A 16273-nucleotide genomic window follows, 5' to 3' on the forward strand; every position below is an offset into this window, starting at 1 on the left:
CCGTTCAGTTCGACAGGTGCGTTCGAAGGAAGGCGCGCGTCCGCTCTTCGACAGGGTCGGACAGGACCTGACCTGGAGCACCCTGCTCGACCACCACGCCGCCATCCATGAACAGGACGTGGTCGGAAACCTCGGCCGCGAACCGCATCTCGTGGGTGACAATCAGCATCGTCATATGCTCGGCGGCGAGCTGCTTCATCACCAGATTGACTTCGTCGACCAGTTCCGGATCGAGTGCAGAAGTCGCCTCGTCGAACAACATAACCTTCGGCTGCATTGCCAGAGCCCGGGCGATGGCGACGCGTTGCTTCTGCCCGCCCGACAGGCGGGCTGGATAGGCATCGCCCTTGTTCTCCAGTCCGACCTTGGCGAGCAGCGCATTGGCTCGGTCGAGCGCGGCAGCCTTCGACAGCCCCTTCAGCCGCATCGGCCCGATCATGATGTTCTGCAGCACAGTCAGGTGCGGAAACAGGTTAAACTGCTGGAAGACCATGCCCATTTCCTGGCGGATATGGTTGATGTGCTTCTCGAAGGCGCGCCCCTTGAGGGGACGGTTGACCTGCTGGCCATCGAGCCAGATTTCGCCGGAGGAGGTCTCTTCGAGCATATTGATCGAGCGCAACAGGGTGCTCTTGCCCGAGCCGCTTGGACCGATGATGGAGACGATCTTGCCGCGGCCAACGCTGAGGTCGATGCCTTTGAGCACTTCAAGGCTGCCGTAGGATTTGCGGATCTGGCGCAATTCAATCATGGGTATCTGTGAGGTCATCGGATGGCTTCCGCTTTCCGGGCGGCGATGCCGAGCACAAATTCCATCGCCAGATTGACGACATAATAGAGCAAGGCCGCGGTGAAATAGAACTCGAAGGGGCGGTACGTTTCGCTGATGGCTCGTTGGGCGTTCAGCACCAGTTCGGTAATGCCGAGAACCGAGACCACAGCGGTGTCCTTCAGGAGGATGATGCTGTTGTTGCCGACTTGCGGCAACGCCGTCAGCACGGCCTGCGGCAAGATGAAGTACCGCAGCGTGGAGCCGCGGCCAAAGCCAAGCGAGCGTGCGGCCTCGGCCTGGCCGGGGTCGACGGCCTTGAGGGCTGCACGGAAGATATCCGCGTTATAGGCGGCATAGTGCAGACCAAGACCGACCACACCGGTCCAGAAGGCCGGCAGCATGACGCCGACCTGGGACAGTCCGTAGTAGAGCAGGTAGAGCTGCAGCAGCAGCGGCGTCCCCATGAACAGGAAGACCACTCCCCGGACGGGCAGGCTCAGGATGGCAGGGCCGTGGAGCGTGGCGAGCGCGATGGCGACACCGAGGATCACGCTGAGAGCACCTGCCAGCACGGTTATCAGAACCGTCCAAGCCAGGCCGGTGGCGAGAATATGCGCGTAGGAGGGAACGACACTGAAATCGAGGGTCATGCGTTTGTCTCTTTGCCGACATCAAAGACCCGCTCGACCCCGCGCACGATGATGGCGATCACCGCAATGATCGCGATGTAGGCAGCACCAGCGACCGCAAACACCTCGAAGGGCTTGTAGGTCGAGGTTACGAAGCGCTGGGCTGAATAGGTCAGCTCGACCACGCCGATCGTCGAAACCAGCGCGGTGCTCTTGGAGAGGATCACCGTATTGACGCCGAGCGAGCGGATCATCAACGGCGCCGCTTGCGGCAGGACGAAGAACCGCAACGTATCAAAGCGGCCAAAGCCAAGGGAGCGCGAGGCTTCGCTCTGCCCCCGGTCGACGGCAACGATCGCGCCCTTTATGCCTTCCGACATATAAGCACCGATGTTGAAGCCCATCGTCAGCACGCCAGCCATGAATGGCGTGAGCTCGAGACCGAACTGCGGTCCGCCGAAATAGACGATGAAAAGCTGCACCAGCAGCGGAGTGCCGCGCATGATGCTGACATAGAACGTCGCCAGCCAGCGTACCGGCCGAACTCTGGAGAAACGCCAAACCACAACGAGTGTTGCAATCGCCAACCCGATAGCCAGCGAACAGGCCGTGAGCGCGACCGTCACCAATGACGCCTCGGCAATGAAGGGCACGATCTGCCCGATAAGTTGAAAATCCATCCCGGTCCCTTCGGACTAGACTCCTGGCGTTGGGCAGCGTCACGGCCGGGCTGCATCGCCCGCATTTAGGCTGTAGTTCGCTCAGGAGTGGGGAACCCGGCGACGCCGTGCACGCACAGCCGCCGCTGGATTCCGTACGTGCAACTGCAGAAGAAAATGATGCGCCGGGAGGCTGGCGCCTCCCGGTCTCCATGCTTAACGGATGTCCTGGCCGATCCACTTGTTCGAGATGGCCTCATAGGTGCCGTCAGCCATCATTTCATCCAGCGCCTTTTGCATGGCGGCGGCGAGTTCCGGATTGCCCTTGCGGATGGCGATGCCGATGTCGTAGCGCGGCATCCGGTCGTCCTTCACCTGCTCGACCGGCGCCTCGCTCTTGGCAATGGCCACGAAGACCGGCACGTCATCGGCAACGACGGCATCGACGCGCCCTGCACCGAGATCAAGGAGCATTTCCGGCAAGCCTTTGTAGGTGCGGATCTCGAAGGCATTCTGATCGCGGGCCCATTTTTCGGCCGCCTCCCCGAGGGTGACGCCGACGGTCTTGCCGTGGAGTTCATCGACCGTCTTGACTGCGGCGCCCTTCTTGACAAACACCGCAAGGCCCGAGCGGTAATAGGGGCCGACGAAGTCGACAGCCTTCTTGCGCTCTTCGGTGATGCTCATCGAGCCGATAATCGTATCGTAGCGACCGGTAACGAGACCGGCGATGATGCCGTCCCAAGCGGTTGTAACGATGTTTGCTTCGACCTTCAGACGCTTGGCAATCTCGGTACCGATATCGACATCGAAACCGACAGCCTGGTTGTTCTCATCGACGAAGCTGAAGGGAGGAAACGCACCTGAAAGCGCAACCGACAGCTTTCCTGCCTTTTCGACCTGCTGCAGGTCGTCAGCCTGAGCCGCTGTAAACGGCAAGCAGATCGTCGCGGCAACGACGAGAGCGGAAAATACACGATTCAGTCTCATTGAGTTCATCTCCCATTGAATGATCCGTCGCTGCGGACCGGCGCGTTGACGAGAATGCGAATTGCTCGGACCGATCGACACAGCGCGTGGCGTGGTTATTCGTCGTCCCGCTTTTTTGCGGCCACCGCTGATCGAACCCGGGGAGTCCTAGTACGAGCAGCGCGAACAAAAAAGAATGCAAAGTGCTGCAAAATGCCATACCGTGCCTAAATCGTAATTCTCTTTGACGAAATAGGAAGTTTCGGTGGACGATCTGGACCGGAGACTGATTGCTGAACTTCGGGTCAACGGCAGGGCATCCGTTCCGCAGCTTGCGCAAATTCTGGGCGTGGCGCGGGCCACCGCTCAGAAGCGGCTGGATCGCCTTGTGGCGGACGGGGACATCAAGGGGTTCACGGTTCGTCTGAAAGACGACATCAGCAAGGACCTGATCAGGGCCTTTATACTGATCGAGATGGTTGGTCCGCCGCGGCAGGCCATTTCCGCGATCAAGCGCCTTCCCGGGGTGGCATCATTGTCCAATACCAACGGCGTCTGGGATATGATCGCCGAGATCGAAGTCTCGACGATGTCGGAACTGAACGAACTGATATCGACGGTCAGGGCCACGGGTGGCGTTTCAAAGAGCGAGACTTTTATCATGCTGGGGCCGGCCTGATTTGGGTGAGGTCAGGCTTCACTGGCCCACTTTCGGCGTGGCGCGCGGCGCGGCGCTGGCGCGTCCGTCTGCCGAGCCATCGCACCCAGGCAAGCTGGTGCGTGAGACGCGAAACGGCTGGACCGCGAAAGCTCTGTCGGTGTTCCTTCCGCCTCAACCTTCCGGTCTGGTCCGATGCCGGCGCAGGGTATCAAAGCGGAAGTCCTCGGCCGCCGCGCGCAGCATCAGCAATTCACCGATCGTCTCGAGGTTCATCAGGCCGACGAGGCGCTTGTCCCGATCGACGACCGCAGCGGCGGATGAGTTCGCAGCCTGCATGATGCGGAGGCTGTCATTGATCGCCGTGTCCCTGGCAATCATCGGGATGTCGGTGCGCATCGCATTGCGCACCGATGCGTGCGCCCGCCCCTCCTTCATGGCACCGATGATGCCGTCGCGCGTCAGCAGCCCGTCGAACGTGCCGTCCTCACCGACGATCGGGAACTCGTTCTGACTCGTCGCAAGCAGAAGCTCGACCGCATCGTCGATGCGCGCCGATGGCTCGAGCACGGCGAACTTGGTCACCATGACATCCCCGACGGCGACCTGACCGGAGATCGCCTCAAGATCGCTGCCTTGCGCTTCTGCCTGCGCCGCGAGATAGACGAAGACCGCGATCAGAATAAGCAGCGGATTGTAGAACAGTCCGACGATCCCCATCGCGAAGGCGACCCCTTGGCCGATTTTTGCAGCAACCCTTGTGGCGCGTCCCCAGGACCAGCGCATCGCCAGGACTGCCCGCAGCACGCGGCCACCATCCATGGGAAAGGCCGGTATCATGTTGAACAGGACGAGGAAGACATTGACGCCGGCGAGCCGGACCAGGAAATTGACGCCGGGGTCCTGCGGCGTGACCAATTCAGCCCATCCGACTGTGCCGCCGATACCCGCGACGAGCACGGCGGCAATCACCACGTTGACGAGAGGACCCGCAACGGCGATCAGAAGCTCCTCGAACGGCTTGGTCGGCATGCGCTCCAGTCGCGCCACGCCGCCGATGGGCAACAGGATGATATCGGGCGTCCTTATCCCGAACCGCCGCGCGACGGCAATGTGACCGAACTCGTGCAGCACGACGCATGCGAAAACGCAAACGACAAAGGCCATGCCTTCCCAGGCGGCCGGTGCTCCGCCGATCCGGTAATGCATCAGCCAGATCCAGACCAGCAACAACAGGAACGTCATGTGCATGCGAATGGCAGTGCCGCCGACAGTTCCAAGTTTTACGGACCATTCCATGGTTTTCACCCGTTTTTGCAGCGGCGTCGCGGCCCCGCTCGCGCCACACCGGTCGGCCGAAAAGAGAACAGGTTTCGGCAGACAGCGAAAGCTCGAAGAGCTAAAGCGCGGCTGGAACGCCACGCACAGCGAATTCAAGTGTGGCGTCACCCGAGCTTGCCGTCAAATCAACCCGCGCGCCGGTCGGCTGGCGGGGTCGCAGCTATTCCTCGGCCTGTTTGTCGCGCGCGCCATTCTAGCGCGCGCCGAAACCTGCTGCAGACAATTTCCGTAGGCGCAGAGTTTCGACGCTGCTCGGAGGTGGCGCGGGCGCGAACGGGATGTCCAGCGCGGGGACAGCGGCGCTGGACGCTGAAGGCATTTGCGCATTCGCAGGACCAATGCGGCCCTTCGAACCCTATCGAAATATCCCGGTCCTGAACCCAGGTTCATGGAGAGCCGGAGCAGTCCGCGGCCAGCCCTCAGGCAACACGTTTGCGCACCGTAAATGGCCCGTGCGGGATTTCGGGCGGGGCGAACGTGTCCGCCGAAGCCCGGTCCCAGCGGCTGTGCCAGTCAGCGAGGCTTTCGATTTCCTCTTCCGCGAGCAGGAAGCCCTCGGGCAGATAGGGATAGGCTTCATTCCCATCCAGGAACTCGTTGTCCTTTTGCCTGAACATGAAGTGGTAGGGCATGAAGTCGCTCGGATTGCTGAGCCCGGCCGCGCCGGCGATCTCGCCCAATGCTTTCATCGTGTTGCGATGAAAACGGGCGACGCGGTCGCTCTTGTCGCCGACGTGGATCGCTTTCTGGCGCAACTTGTCCTGCGTGGCGATGCCAACCGGACAATGGTTGGTGTGGCAGGACTGGGCCTGGATGCAGCCCACCGCGAACATGAAGCCGCGGGCCGAATTGCACCAGTCCGCTCCCAGGGCGAGCGTTCGGGCGATGTCGAAGGCGGAGATGATCTTGCCGGCGGCACCGATCTTGACTTCGTGCCGGATTCCCGCACCACGCAGGGCATTGTGCACGAACGTCAGGCCCTCCAGCATCGGCATGCCGACACGGTTGGCAAACTCCACCGGTGCCGCGCCGGTCCCCCCCTCCTTGCCGTCGACCACGATGAAATCAGGGATGATGCCGGTCTTCAGCATCGCTTTCACCATGCTCAGAAACTCGCGGCGATGGCCGATGCAGAGCTTGATGCCGACTGGCTTGCCCCCGGACAAGTCCCGCAGTTGGCCGACAAACTCCATCAGGCCGATCGGCGTCGAGAATGTGCTGTGCGCCGCGGGGGAAATGCAGTCGACCCCCATCGGAATACCACGGGCCTCCGCAATCTCCTCTGAAATCTTTGAAGCCGGCAACATGCCGCCATGGCCGGGCTTGGCCCCCTGGCTAAGCTTGATCTCGATCATCTTGATCTGCGGATCGGCGGCCAGTTCGGCAAACCTCTCAGGCGAGAAGGTGCCGTCGTCGTTGCGGCAGCCGAAGTAGCCGGATGCGACCTGGTAAATCAGGTCGCCGCCACCCTGTCGATGGTAACGGCTGATGCTGCCCTCACCCGTGTCGTGTGCGAATCCGCCCTTCTTCGCACCCAGGTTCAGGGCGAGGATCGCATTCGCCGACAGCGAACCGAAGCTCATCGCCGATATGTTGTAGAGGCTGGCATCGTAGGGCTGCTTGCATGCAGACCCGCCGATCCTGACCCGGAAGTCGGTCGTTTTGATCTCCGTCGGCGCGGCAGAGTGGGTCAACCATGCATAGCCGGAACCGTAGACGTTCTCGATCGTGCCGAAGGGTCGCTTGTCCTCGACACCCTTGGCGCGCTGATAGACTAGACCACGATCCTGCCGGCTGAATGGCTCCTCGTCCCGATCGCTTTCCAGCAGATATTGGCGCAGCTCGGGACGAAAGCTCTCCAAGATGAAGCGCATATGTCCGATGATGGGATAATTGCGCAGAATTGCGTGTCTGTGCTGTCGAATGTCGCGCAGGCCGACAAGTGTCAGCGCCACGAACACTCCGGCGAAGATCCACATCCATGGGCTGTAGAGACTTGCCGCGATGATCGAGGCAAGCGCAAGGAGCACCACAGAAGCAAAGATGGCGTAGCGCTGGTACGTTGAGAAAATTCTCACGGTTGGGAACCCTTGGAAAATCAAATTCTCTATCGACATCAGTCGGGATCTGGCAACCTCATCACCAGTCCGGCGTGCCGCTGCTACAACGCAGCGGCACGCTCGTCAAATTGTCTTATCCCGCCTGCAGAAAGCCAACCTTGGCGGCGCTTTGGCTGGCGAAGTAAATATAATGAAATGCGTCGACTCGTCCGCTGATCAGGGACACTTCGTCGCGTCTCCAGTGCCAGGCGGCCTTGTTGAGCTCCTGCTCGAACGCAGGCGAACTGGTGGCGGACCAGAATGCGCCGATGCCCGCTGGCTTCAGGGCCTGCTTGATCTGCCCGATCCCGGCGCTTTGATAGATTGCTTCGTTCGGCGTGCGCACCGTGAAGTCGGGTCCATTGTCGGTGTCCATCAGGATGACGTCGAAGGGTTCACGCTCTTTCCCCAGCAACTCCATCGCGTCACCGATCCGGACCTTGACACGGGGGTCTCGCAGCGGATGGTCCGCAAGATGGCCAAGGTGGGTTCGGTTCCATTCGACGATCTCGGGAATCAGTTCGCACACGACAATCTCTGCATCCGGCTCCAGGTGCCGGAGGGCCGTCCTCAAAGTGAAGCCCATCCCAAGACCGCCGATGAAAATCCGGCGCGCCGGCGCGCCGTGCAGCCTCAGCGAGCGCTTGGCGAGGATGTCTTCGGATTGGTGGCTGAGGTTCGACATCAGTTCCAACCCGTTATAGCGGATCTCAAACAGTTCGTTTCGTGTACGCAGGATGATCTCGTCGCCAGCAGCGTTGCTGGCGCGTGCCAGTTCGGTCCAAAGGGTCACGGCCATTCCTAACAATTGTTCAGACTGCCTTGCAGCCTCATACTACGCTTCAGGGTGTCGGAAATTCGGGTTGCCCGGCTCGACTAAAGCCGCAGCAACCCCAAAGCATGGCCGGCGGTTGCGCCGTTCTGGAATGCGAAGATGGAGGAGCCGGTCGGCGCCATGGATCGGCGCGTCCGGTCGTCGGCCGGCGCGTCCGCCCGCTTCAAAATGGCCAAAAGATGCCCCGCCCCCCGGATCACGTTGAGCCGCGCAGGATGGACGTCATGACAGGAAGTGCAGATCTGGTTGGCGGGAGATACACCCATCGACAGGCCCAATAGTCCGTGCGGCGCCGGCGCGCTGCAAGAGAACGAACCGCAAATGATTATGAGGATCCCGGAGCGGTAGAAGCGTGCGGCGTCTGGTTCAGAAGGCCCCGCCCCGGGAAAAGTCGCGTGCTTCCCCGGCGAGCCTCGATATCCTGACGAATGTCTCCAAGCACATGCTGCCTATATGGTCCGCGAAAAGGGCTGTTCAATGGCAGCCGGACCAATAGCATTTTCGTGGATGATTGGCCATGACGGCGCCGCGCTCGTCCGGACCACGCGCAAGTCGGTCTTGGAGCACGGATCGAAGCCGGCCTTTTACGGCAGTCCTCGGCTCGTCCCAGCCATCAAGTCGATGGCTTTGCGCGCCCCTCTACGCGAACGGCCAACGCCAGATCGGGCCTGTCGCTGGTCAACTGGCGGGTTCCCTTCGCCAGCCAGTAGTGCAGTTCGGTCTCTGTATTGGCAACCCAGGGGCAGAGCCGCTCCAGCGGCAGTTCCGAAAGGATCCTGTCCCACCCATTTGCGAGCAGGTCCTTCTCCACCGCGACAATATCGGCAAGGGCGGCCAGTCGGCGGATCGCCGGCGTCAAACCACCGAGCATCAGCGCCGATTGGGTATTCATCGAGGCCAGTCGTCGTATGTCCGGTGCCAGCGAACGCAATTCCTCAAGGACCGCCGGCATAAAACCGGTCAGGATGCAGCGGTCCTCCATGCCGGCCTCGCGAACCGCGGCGACGGTGCGCGCCGCAAGTCCCTCGTAGCGGTCACCGCAGACCGTGTTCTTCAGCTCGATATGCAGCTCCATGGGTGTCGGACGGAAGACCTCGAGAACCTCCTCGAGCAAGGGAACGCAATCGTCGAGACTGTCGCGCAGCATCGTCTCGCGCCGCGTTTGCGGAGTCAGCTCCGCCACGTCGCCGGTTGCGTGGGTCGTGCGATCGAGGGTCGCATCGTGCAGAACGACAACCTCGCCCGAATGGGTGAGATGAATGTCGAATTCCACGGCTTCGATCCCAAGCGCGGCCGTCTTGCGGAATCCAGAGAGCGAGTTTTCCGGCCACAGGTTGCGGGCGCCGCGATGCCCGACGATTATCGTCATGATCTTGTCCTTTGAGGAGATGGGCGGCAGCGCCTGCCGCGCGCCAGAGAGTCAGCGAACCGTCGGGTCGAGCTTGTCGCGCAGCCAGTCGCCGAGGATGCTGATGCTGAGGGTCGTCAGCATGATGACGAAGGCCGGCGCCAGCATGATCCACGGCGCGCGCGTCAGATACTCGCGACCGTAACCGACCATGTTGCCAAGGCTCGTCATCGGCGGCTGCACGCCCAGGCCGAGAAACGACAGACTGCTTTCGAGCAGGATGATTTCCGGAAAGGTCAGCGTCATGGACACGATCAGCGTCGAGGCGATGTTCGGCAGGATGTGACGGATGTAGACGCGTGACGGGGTTGCTCCCAGTTGGACGACGGCGGCGGCATAGCCCTGGGAGCTTGCCGAAATCGCCAGACCGCGTGCGATGCGGGCATAGCGCTCCCAGCCATACAGGCCCATCAGGCAGGTCAGCAGCCAGAGCGAGTTGCCGAAGAACGCCAGCACTGACAGTGAGAGGATGAGGAAGGGCAGCGCCGCCTGGAAATCCGCCAGCATCAGCACGAGCTGTTCGACTGCGCCACGGAAACTGGCCGCGAGAAAGCCGAGAAGTGTGCCGAACACCGCCGAGATGATCGAGGCGCCGAGGGCGATCAGCAGCGAGACGCGGATTGATTCGATCAGGCGCGAGAGCGCATCGCGGCCGAGTTCGTCGGTTCCGAGCAGATGCGACGGGTTGCCGGGCGGGGAGAGCCGGTTTGAAAGGTCATAGGCGGTGATTTCATAGGGTCTGATGACGTCGGCAAGCAGCGCCACGGCAACCATCAGCCCGATCCAGACGATCGCGAAGACGACCAGCACAGGCACCGCGCGGCGCTTTTTCCTGCGACTGATCGCACTGGCCCCGGGAGAAGAAACGGAAAGATCGGTCATTGTTCTGCTCAGGCTTTGGCGCGACCGTCGCGCAGGCGCGGGTCCAGATATCCGTAAAGGACGTCGACAACGAGATTGGAAACCACCATCGTGGCGGCGACCAGAAGCAGGATGCACTGCACGACGGCGAGATCACGGTTCGAGACGGCGATGACGAGCAGCCGCCCGACCCCCGGCCAGGAAAAGACGGATTCGACGACGACGGCACCGGCAACCAGCGTTCCGACCATGAACCCGACGATGGTGACGATCGGGATTGCCGCATTCGGCAACGCATGGCCGCGCACCACCCGCGCCCAGCTGACCCCTTTGGCGCTGGCCGTACGGATATAGGGTTGGCCGAGGATCTCGATCATCGCACTGCGGGTAAAGCGTGCAAGAATCGCAGCACCACCGATGCCCATGGTCGAAATCGGCAGGATTGCGTGCATCCAGCCATCCTGCCCCCCCGAAGGCAGCCAGCCGAGGATCACCGAGAAGACGAGCACGAGGATGAGGCCGATCACGAAGCTCGGCATGGTGAAGCCGATGATGGCGGTGACCATGACGGCGCGATCGATGAAGCTGTCGCGGTTCAGGGCAGCGTAGACACCGGCGGGAATACCGATCAGGAGCTTGATCAAGAGGGCGGGGATGGTCAGCGCCAATGTGGCCGGAATGCGCTCGCCGACGAGTTCGACCGCCGAGCGCCCGTCGCGCATCGAGACCCCGAGATCGCCCTCGAAAATCGCGCCGACATAGGCAACGTACTGCACCCAGATCGGCTGATCGAGACCCCAGGCCTTGCGGAAGTTCTCGACCGCCTGCATCGGCGCATCCGGCCCAAGGATGATCATCGCCGGGTCGCCCGAGAGGCGCAGCACGATGAAGGCAAAGGTCGCAACCAGCGTTATGGTCACCAGCGCGCGCAGGATCCTGACAAACAAGTAACGCAGCATCAATACACCTCTGCCGCCCGTTGCGTCACGTTTGCCGGACCCAGAAGATGGCAGGCGACCTTGCGATCGCTGCCGGCGTCAAGGAGTTCCGGGTTCTGCGCTCTGCATTGGGCCGTTGCGAAGCGGCAGCGCGGATGGAAGGCGCAACCGGCCGGCCGCGCGGCCGGATTCGGCGGCTCGCCGTGCAGAACGATGCGATCCTTCAGTGCCGTGCCGGGCACGGGAATGCTGGAGACCAGAGCCTGCGTGTAGGGATGCAGGGGCTTGCGAAAGATCTCCTCGGAGGCCCCCTCCTCGACGATGCGGCCGAGATACATGACCGCGACCCGGTCGGAGATGTTGCGGACCACCTTCAGGTCGTGACTGATGAAGACCATGGCAATCGCGCGCTTCTCCTGCAGGTCGCGCAGCAGGTTGACGACCTGCGCCTGGATGGAGACGTCCAGCGCCGATACCGGTTCGTCGCAAACCAGAAGCTCGGGACCACAGGCAATCGCACGCGCGATCACCACGCGCTGACGCTGGCCACCGGACAATTCGTGCGGATAGCGGTCGGCCTGGTCCGGCCGGAGGCCGACGGCATCCATCAACTCGCGCACGCGCGCAATGCGCTCCTGCTGCGAGCCGAGCGCGTGGATATCCAGCGGCTCGCCGATCTGGCGGCCGACCGGAAGCCGGCGATCGAGGGCCGCAAGCGGATCCTGATAGACCAGCTGCATGCGCTTCCTGAGATCGCGCCATTGCGGCGTCTTCTCCCGCGGCATTGGCTCACCGGCAAAGCTGGCATGACCAGTTGTCGGTGTTTCCAGGCCGAGCAGCAGGCGCCCGGTCGTCGATTTCCCCGAGCCGGATTCGCCGACGATCCCGAGCGTGGTACCCTTGGCGAGCGACAGCGAGACGCCGTCGACGGCACGCACCTGCGTCGGGGGCGCGAAGAGGCCGCGCCGTGAAACATAGATCTTCGCCAGGTTGCTGGCAGCGAGAAGGGGCGTCCTCATGCCAGCTGCAGTTCGGGCAGGTTATGGGCATCCCGGTGGTAGTTCCGGATCGTGGCCGGCTCGATGGGATCGAAACAGGCCACGCTTCGCCCCGGTTCGACGGCCGTAAGCGGTGGCCGGGACGAGCGGCATTCATCGCCGGCTCGGACGCAGCGCGCGGAGAAGGCGCAACCCGCGGGCAGGCGCGACGGGTCCGGCACTGTCCCTTCGATCGGAACGAGCCGTTCGCGGCTGCCGTCAAGCCGCGGGATGGCGTCGAACAGGCCGCGCGTATAGGGATGGCGCGGGTTGCGGAACAGGCTCTCGGTCGGACAGGTCTCGACGATGCGGCCGGCATACATCACGCATACGCGCTCGCAGATCTGCGACACCGCGCCGAGATCGTGGCTGATGAAGACGATCGCCATGCCGGTCTCGGCCCGCACCTCGCCGAGCAGCTCGAGAATCTGCGCCTGGATCGTCGCATCTAGCGCCGTCGTCGGCTCGTCGGCGATGAGCAGGTCCGGCTGGCCGGCCAGTGCTATGGCGATCATCAGCCGCTGGTTCTGGCCGCCGGAGAATTCATGCGGAAAGCTGTCGAGGCGACGGGCCGCATCGGGAATGCCGACGAGGTCGAGCAACCTGCGCGCTTCGGCACGCGCAGCCTGTCCGGTCAGCCCCCGATGCAACCGGATCGATTCCTCGATTTGCCGGCCGACGCGGATGACCGGGTTGAGGGAACTGGAGGGGTCCTGAAAGATCATGGCGATCCGCTTGCCACGCACGGCTTCAAGCTGGCGTGCCGGCGCACCGATCAGGTTGTCGCCGCCGAGCAGGACCCGCCCCGATACGCCCGCCTTCTTCGGCAGCAGCCCGAGGGCTGCAAGCCAGGTGACGGATTTTCCGCATCCGGATTCGCCAACCAGCCCGACCGCCTCGCCCTTCCCGATCGAAAGGTCAATTCCGTGCAGTACGTCGACGCCGTCGAAGGCGACCCTCAGATTGGTGATTTCGACCAGCGGCATCATGCCCCCCATTCTCGGTGACCGGCAAAGGCGGCTGCGCCCGGCGTATCGGGCGCAGCTTTGCTATCGGCTTGGATCAGCCCCAGTTGCCCTGGCGGAAGTCCATGGCGAAGGCAGATGCGGCCTTCCACTTGATCGACTTCGGCTTGGCGGTGAAGGTGGCGTTCTGGTGCAGCACGTCGTAGGCGGGGTCTTCACGCTCGCAAATCTCCAGCATGCGGCGGAAGGCCTTGCGGCGCAGGTCCTTGTCGGTGCTCGTTTCCAGGATCACCGCCATCTCGTTGGCTTCCTTGTTGGTCCACTCGCCGAGCTGCTGCTGCTCGCCGTTCGGGCCGTGCTGGGTGACGATCGAGGAGACCGGGTCGTTGAAGCTTGCCGAGTTCGACCAGCCGCGCATGCCGCGGGTGTCGTTGCGCTCGTTCACCTGCGCCCAATTCTCCTTCATCTGGATCTCGACGTTGATGCCGGCCTGCTTCCACATCTCCACCTGCACCTGCGCGGTCGCGACCTGGTTGGTGTAGTAGTTGTTGAGCACCCGATAGGGGATCGCATCGCCCTTGTAATTGGCCTGCTTCAGCAGTTCGCGCGCCAGTTCCGGATTGTATTCCGGCACCTGCCAGTCGGCCTGGAACATGTCGCCATAGAAGTCCCACTGCAGGCCCTGCGGCACGCGAGTGCGACCGCCCCAGAGCGCATCGACGATCGCCTGCCGGTCGATGGCATGGCTGAGCGCGCGGCGCACCAGCGGATTGGCGAGCTGCGGATGGTGCATGTCGTAGGCGGTGATGCGGTGATTGAGGATCGTCGAACCGGTTACCTCGAAGGCGCTGTTGGCTTCGATGCCCTCGATCTGGTCCGGCGGGATGTCGCAAGCGAACTGGTATTCGCCGGACAGGAGCCCGTTGACGCGGGAGGAAACCTCCGGAACCTCGACGAAGCGGATTTCCTTGAGCGGCGGGCGACCGCCCCAGTACTCGTCATGGGCAACCAGCGTCAGCGAGACGTCCGGCTTGAAGTCCGCAACCATGTACGGGCCGGTGGTGATCGGCTTCTTCGCCCAGTCGAGATAGGTGGCAGCTTCGTCCCAGGCGCGCCGGTTCATGATCTGGCTGCCGAAGCGGAAGATACGGCCTTCCATGGTCACGTCGGGCGTGCCGTTGTGGAAGCGGACGGTGCGCTTGTCGACGACTTCGACGCCGAGCAACGACGGCCAGATGCGGCGGCCGACGGCCGGAACGATCGGCGGCAGTTCCTTGGTGGTACGGCCGGCAGCGACCGTCTGCACCTTGACGTCGATCGTCTTGCCGGAGGCCGGCTGCGTATCGCCGAACATGCGCTCGGCGCTGAAGGAAAAGGCCACGTCCTCGGCGGTCAGTTCGTCGCCGTTGTGGAACTTCACACCCTCGCGCAATGTCAGTTCGAGCGTCTTGTCATCGATGCGCTTCCATTCGCTGGCAAGCCCCGGCAGCAGACCCTGCGCACCGAGCCAGTCGCGCCCGATCAGCCCTTCCCACAGATGCGAGAAGAACACGCGTTCTCCGACGTTCGACTGTTCGAAAAGGGTGTCCAGCGTGCCGTTGTTGGTGATCTTCTGCACGGCGACCGTGATCGAGGGGCGATTGTCCGCCTGAGCGATCGAGAAGCGGGGAAGAATCAGTGTGGCGGCACTGCCGGCCGCGAGGCCGAGCGCGTGGCGGCGGGTCAACAAAACCATGGGCGTTCTCCTTGTATCACTTCGTCTCAGCGGTCCAATATTGGCCGCAACCGCTTTCAGGTCGCTCCGGGAGGCGTGCTTTTGACGGTCCCGGACGATGCGTCAGGGACGGTTTAGGGTGGCCATGTGTCGGCTGGATGAACCGTGGATTACGTTTCGATGAACCCTGAGCAACGGTTTCATGACAGCAAAGCGCGATCCACGTGCAACGCTAAAATACTGATTATTAATCTTTATCTTCACAAAGAAGGGCGAGACCGCTGAGAACGGCCCCGCCCTGTCATTTGCCAACTGCGCTTCGCCAGCACCCCCTGCCCCGATCATTGCGCAAGGCTGGCAGCGCGGGCGATGCGCTGTGCTACTCGGCGAGCCCCAAGGCCGCGAGGTAGGCGACGGACGCCGGTATCTTCGACTTGTCCTTGATCTCGATGATCAGCCGCGGATTGCTCTCCAGCTGCGACAGGGCCGAGAAGACGGCGCGCCAGTTGACGGTACCCTCGCCCAGCGCCCAGTGGCGGTCGGCATAGCCGTCCGCATCCTGCAGGTGGATATGCTGGAGAAGGTTGCCGGCCGCCTTGACATAGTAGTCGACCGGCGGTGCACCGGTCGAGCCGTGCGCATAGTGGGCGTGCCCGGTGTCGATCGAGACGGCAACGGCAGGCGAATTGAAGCTCTCGGCAAGCCGCACCCGATCGAGCGGGTCCTTGTCCTCGATGTTCTCGATGACCATGGTGCAACCCATGTCTTCGGCGCGCTTGACCGCCGCCTTCAGCGTCAGATGCGTGTTCTCGATGACCCGCTCGCGCTCACCGGCGTTGTTGTCCAGGTTGTTGAAGGACCAGGTCGTATAGGGGCTGTGGATGACGATCTGGTTGGCGCCGACCGCCGCACAGACCTCCAGCGCCTGGTCCAGTCGCTTGGCCACCACAGCGCGAATATCCGGATCCTGCGAATTGATGACAAAGCCCCAGAAGGGGCCGTGGATGCCGAGCCGCCCGCTGAAGCCGTCGAGGAGCTTGCGCGTCCGGTCGGCGAGCGGCCGCCAGTCGCCGTTGAGCGTCTCGGCCTCGATGAAGCTCTGCAGTTCGAGGTCGCGCGGCTTCTGGATCAGCCAGTCACGATGAACCTCCAGGTCCTGCAAGGTCATGGCGGCACCGACGACGGGAAGGGATGTCATTGTGGAAAACTCCATTGGTTCTGATGGTGGTTCCGGGAACGCGACGGTCGTCGGTCCCTGTTCCCCTGCGCCGGCAGAGGGATCTTTTCAAACCGGGCAGCTTCACTCCACCGCATCACTGCGACGTCCCCCGTGCGTACCCGCGGCAACGAGCCGTCCGCGTCGTGGCCGTCGTTCTCCGCCCAGTCTG

At 62.6% G+C, this 16273-nt stretch carries 16 protein-coding genes; 2 read left to right on the forward strand and 14 right to left on the reverse strand.

Features of this window, described 5'->3' with window-relative positions; all coding sequences use genetic code 11:
* Nucleotides 1–4 precede the first annotated feature (4 nt).
* The 4 genes from JNC62_RS03935 to JNC62_RS03950 all read right to left on the reverse strand — a co-directional run bounded on the left by JNC62_RS03935 (nucleotide 5) and on the right by JNC62_RS03950 (nucleotide 3050).
* Nucleotides 5–769 (reverse strand): amino acid ABC transporter ATP-binding protein, encoded by a 765-nt coding sequence (locus JNC62_RS03935; RefSeq protein WP_374836152.1) that lies wholly within the window; start codon nucleotides 767–769, stop codon nucleotides 5–7.
* Nucleotides 766–1422 (reverse strand): amino acid ABC transporter permease, encoded by a 657-nt coding sequence (locus JNC62_RS03940; protein WP_374836154.1) that lies wholly within the window; start codon nucleotides 1420–1422, stop codon nucleotides 766–768. The genes JNC62_RS03935 and JNC62_RS03940 overlap by 4 nt, the downstream gene beginning before the upstream one ends.
* Complete coding sequence (locus JNC62_RS03945; RefSeq protein WP_374836155.1) at nucleotides 1419–2081, reverse strand: amino acid ABC transporter permease; 663 nt, start codon at nucleotides 2079–2081, stop codon at nucleotides 1419–1421. The genes JNC62_RS03940 and JNC62_RS03945 overlap by 4 nt, the downstream gene beginning before the upstream one ends.
* Before the next feature lie 195 nt (nucleotides 2082–2276).
* Nucleotides 2277–3050 carry a transporter substrate-binding domain-containing protein gene (locus JNC62_RS03950; protein WP_374836157.1) on the reverse strand — a complete coding sequence of 258 codons (774 nt, stop codon included), beginning with the start codon at nucleotides 3048–3050 and terminating at the stop codon, nucleotides 2277–2279.
* A 244-nt stretch (nucleotides 3051–3294) separates the two neighbouring features.
* On the opposite strand from JNC62_RS03950, the gene JNC62_RS03955 reads away from it, so the two are divergent.
* Entirely contained in the window at nucleotides 3295–3708 is a 414-nt protein-coding gene (locus tag JNC62_RS03955) for an Lrp/AsnC family transcriptional regulator (RefSeq protein ID WP_374836159.1), read from the forward strand.
* 153 nt (nucleotides 3709–3861) lie between these two features.
* Here the strand turns inward: JNC62_RS03955 and JNC62_RS03960 are convergent, their stop codons facing one another.
* Nucleotides 3862–4986, reverse strand: coding sequence for a site-2 protease family protein (locus JNC62_RS03960; RefSeq protein WP_374836161.1), 1125 nt, complete (start codon nucleotides 4984–4986; stop codon nucleotides 3862–3864).
* Between JNC62_RS03960 and JNC62_RS03965 the strand changes: the two genes are divergently transcribed.
* A complete protein-coding gene (locus JNC62_RS03965) occupies nucleotides 4985–5260 on the forward strand; it encodes a hypothetical protein (protein WP_374836163.1) in 276 nt (91 codons plus the stop codon). The two genes, JNC62_RS03960 and JNC62_RS03965, sit on opposite strands and share 2 nt — an antisense overlap.
* A 187-nt stretch (nucleotides 5261–5447) precedes the next feature.
* Here JNC62_RS03965 and JNC62_RS03970 read toward each other — a convergent pair whose 3' ends face one another.
* The 9 genes from JNC62_RS03970 to JNC62_RS04010 all read right to left on the reverse strand — a co-directional run bounded on the left by JNC62_RS03970 (nucleotide 5448) and on the right by JNC62_RS04010 (nucleotide 16083).
* Nucleotides 5448–7145: an FMN-binding glutamate synthase family protein gene (locus JNC62_RS03970; RefSeq protein ID WP_374836165.1), complete on the reverse strand. Its 1698-nt coding sequence runs from the start codon at nucleotides 7143–7145 to the stop codon at nucleotides 5448–5450.
* Nucleotides 7146–7221: 76 nt separating this feature from the next.
* A complete protein-coding gene (locus JNC62_RS03975; RefSeq protein WP_445482859.1) occupies nucleotides 7222–7920 on the reverse strand; it encodes a spermidine synthase in 699 nt (232 codons plus the stop codon).
* 655 nt (nucleotides 7921–8575) lie between these two features.
* Nucleotides 8576–9331, reverse strand: coding sequence for a glycerophosphodiester phosphodiesterase family protein (locus tag JNC62_RS03980; protein ID WP_374836168.1), 756 nt, complete (start codon nucleotides 9329–9331; stop codon nucleotides 8576–8578).
* A gap of 51 nt (nucleotides 9332–9382) precedes the next feature.
* Nucleotides 9383–10252, reverse strand: coding sequence for an ABC transporter permease (locus tag JNC62_RS03985; RefSeq protein ID WP_374836170.1), 870 nt, complete (start codon nucleotides 10250–10252; stop codon nucleotides 9383–9385).
* Between the two features lie 8 nt (nucleotides 10253–10260).
* Complete coding sequence (locus JNC62_RS03990; protein ID WP_374836171.1) at nucleotides 10261–11190, reverse strand: ABC transporter permease; 930 nt, start codon at nucleotides 11188–11190, stop codon at nucleotides 10261–10263.
* Nucleotides 11190–12188, reverse strand: a complete 999-nt coding sequence (locus tag JNC62_RS03995; RefSeq protein WP_374836173.1) for an ABC transporter ATP-binding protein — start codon at nucleotides 12186–12188, stop codon at nucleotides 11190–11192. Before JNC62_RS03995 ends, JNC62_RS03990 begins: the two co-directional genes overlap by 1 nt.
* A complete protein-coding gene (locus JNC62_RS04000) occupies nucleotides 12185–13204 on the reverse strand; it encodes an ABC transporter ATP-binding protein (protein ID WP_374836175.1) in 1020 nt (339 codons plus the stop codon). Before JNC62_RS04000 ends, JNC62_RS03995 begins: the two co-directional genes overlap by 4 nt.
* A 64-nt stretch (nucleotides 13205–13268) precedes the next feature.
* The gene (locus tag JNC62_RS04005) at nucleotides 13269–14906 is read right to left on the reverse strand and encodes an ABC transporter substrate-binding protein (protein WP_374836177.1); all 1638 of its coding nucleotides are present in this window, start codon (nucleotides 14904–14906) and stop codon (nucleotides 13269–13271) included.
* A gap of 358 nt (nucleotides 14907–15264) precedes the next feature.
* Entirely contained in the window at nucleotides 15265–16083 is an 819-nt protein-coding gene (locus JNC62_RS04010; protein ID WP_374836178.1) for a sugar phosphate isomerase/epimerase family protein, read from the reverse strand.
* Nucleotides 16084–16273: the final 190 nt, after the last annotated feature.

The sequence above is a fragment of the Mycoplana ramosa genome (genome assembly GCF_041930185.1).
GTDB classification, from domain to species: Bacteria; Pseudomonadota; Alphaproteobacteria; order Rhizobiales; family Rhizobiaceae; genus Mycoplana; species Mycoplana ramosa.

Coding starts and splice junctions, on each gene's coding strand:
- JNC62_RS03935 (WP_374836152.1), bottom strand. CDS start 769: ATGACCTCACAGATACCCATGATTGAATTGCGCCAGATCCGCAAATCC.
- JNC62_RS03940 (WP_374836154.1), bottom strand. CDS start 1,422: ATGACCCTCGATTTCAGTGTCGTTCCCTCCTACGCGCATATTCTCGCC.
- JNC62_RS03945 (WP_374836155.1), bottom strand. CDS start 2,081: ATGGATTTTCAACTTATCGGGCAGATCGTGCCCTTCATTGCCGAGGCG.
- JNC62_RS03950 (WP_374836157.1), bottom strand. CDS start 3,050: ATGAGACTGAATCGTGTATTTTCCGCTCTCGTCGTTGCCGCGACGATC.
- JNC62_RS03965 (WP_374836163.1), top strand. CDS start 4,985: ATGGTTTTCACCCGTTTTTGCAGCGGCGTCGCGGCCCCGCTCGCGCCA.
- JNC62_RS03960 (WP_374836161.1), bottom strand. CDS start 4,986: ATGGAATGGTCCGTAAAACTTGGAACTGTCGGCGGCACTGCCATTCGC.
- JNC62_RS03970 (WP_374836165.1), bottom strand. CDS start 7,145: ATGTCGATAGAGAATTTGATTTTCCAAGGGTTCCCAACCGTGAGAATT.
- JNC62_RS03980 (WP_374836168.1), bottom strand. CDS start 9,331: ATGACGATAATCGTCGGGCATCGCGGCGCCCGCAACCTGTGGCCGGAA.
- JNC62_RS03985 (WP_374836170.1), bottom strand. CDS start 10,252: ATGACCGATCTTTCCGTTTCTTCTCCCGGGGCCAGTGCGATCAGTCGC.
- JNC62_RS03990 (WP_374836171.1), bottom strand. CDS start 11,190: ATGCTGCGTTACTTGTTTGTCAGGATCCTGCGCGCGCTGGTGACCATA.
- JNC62_RS03995 (WP_374836173.1), bottom strand. CDS start 12,188: ATGAGGACGCCCCTTCTCGCTGCCAGCAACCTGGCGAAGATCTATGTT.
- JNC62_RS04000 (WP_374836175.1), bottom strand. CDS start 13,204: ATGGGGGGCATGATGCCGCTGGTCGAAATCACCAATCTGAGGGTCGCC.
- JNC62_RS04005 (WP_374836177.1), bottom strand. CDS start 14,906: ATGGTTTTGTTGACCCGCCGCCACGCGCTCGGCCTCGCGGCCGGCAGT.
- JNC62_RS04010 (WP_374836178.1), bottom strand. CDS start 16,083: ATGACATCCCTTCCCGTCGTCGGTGCCGCCATGACCTTGCAGGACCTG.